Source organism: Pseudoalteromonas sp. APC 3495 (assembly GCF_030407645.1).
Lineage (GTDB): Bacteria > Pseudomonadota > Gammaproteobacteria > Enterobacterales > Alteromonadaceae > Pseudoalteromonas > Pseudoalteromonas tetraodonis.
On the sequence record NZ_JASDDA010000102.1, the window covers coordinates 1 to 1058 of the forward strand.

Annotated in this window: 1 pseudogene; it reads right to left on the reverse strand. The window is 42.5% G+C overall.

Going from position 1 to position 1058, the window contains the following annotated elements:
• Positions 1–981 (reverse strand): annotated as a pseudogene (locus QL984_RS18440) (IS3 family transposase); the annotation flags it as partial.
• Between the last annotated feature and the right edge of the window lie 77 nt (positions 982–1058).

Below are 1058 nucleotides of genomic sequence, written 5' to 3' on the forward strand. Positions count from 1 at the left end.
CCATTGGTGCATTATCCCAACAATTTCCGCGCCTGCTCATACTTTGTGTAATTTTATAGCGCCATAAACGTTGACGATATTTTAAACTTGTATAATGACTCCCCTGGTCTGAATGAAACATCAGTCCTGTCGGTTTTCCTCTGCTTTCATACGCGAGTTCAAGCGCTTTTAGCGTTAAATTAGTATCTGGCGACAACGACATGGCCCAGCCAACTACTTTACGTGCAAATAAATCAATAACAACGGCTAAATAAGCCCAGCGATTACCTACCCAAATATACGTCACATCACCGCACCACACGGTATCTGGCTCAACAACATCAAATTGTCTATCAAGCAGGTTTGGAATTTCAAGGTGTTCATTACCACCACGTTTATATGAATGTTGAGGTACTTGGCAGCTTTCAAGCTTTAATTTAACCATTAGCTTAGCAGCACGATAACGACTCAATTCAAAATCATTGTTCGTTGCTATTGCCGCGATTGTCCGCGCCCCAGCTGAGCCGCCGCTCATTGCATGTATTGCTTTAACTTCAGCCTCTAGCCTTACTTGCTCTGGCGTTGGCGTTGTATCCCGTATAGCCCAATATTTATAGCTGCTCCGATGCACATTGAATACGTTACACAGCACGCTAATTGGGTAACGCTCTCGTTGGTTTAGTTTCTCAATTAACGAGAATTGTTCAGGGAGTCGGACATCAAGAGAGCGGTAGCCTTTTTTAATATATCCTTTTCTAATTCAATGCGTTGGATTTGCTTTTTAAGTTCGCGGATTTCAATTTGTTCGGGCGTCATTGGTGAAGCAGATGGTGACTGACCATTACGCTCTTGCTTTAATTGAGTAACCCATTTACTGACGGTTGATTTACCCACCCCCATAGCCTTGGCTGCATCTTCTTGTGTATAACCTTGGTCCACCACAAGCTGAGCCGTTTCTAATTTGATTGCCGCAGAGTATGTTGCGCGTTTTAATTTCGTCATTTTTTCACCCAAATTTGTATGCTTATTAGCATAACATTTCTTTCTTAATGGGTGGCCAAAATCACTGTACCACTACA